Annotated in this window: 1 protein-coding gene; it reads right to left on the bottom strand. The window is 43.6% G+C overall.

Annotated features, from left to right (window positions below; genetic code table 11):
• Positions 1–287 (bottom strand): bile acid:sodium symporter (locus tag HC175_RS23255; RefSeq protein ID WP_168140109.1); only part of this gene is annotated, 287 nt, incomplete at both ends.

Genomic DNA, 287 nt, shown 5'->3' with positions numbered 1-287 from the left:
AACAAGGATAACCAAAGTTGAGAGGAGGTCCCTTCTTCAAAAAAAGGCGTGAAAGCCAGCACAATCATGGGGAAAATGACAAAAGTGGTAAGCTGAATAAGAATATGGATCCGGTAATTACTGAATCCCGCTTTAAATTCAGCCGGAGAAAGTTTTAATCCGTAGAAGAAAAAGATGAAGCCAATTCCAATATCGGTGATCGTTTTTAACGGCAGGACTTCCGGCCCCTGCGGGAGAAACCAGGAGACCAGTATCGAGAACAGGAGTGCGGCTATAAATCCGTTAAA

This window comes from Salinimicrobium oceani, from assembly GCF_012037645.1.
This window is presented reverse-complemented; position numbering and strand designations above follow the sequence as displayed.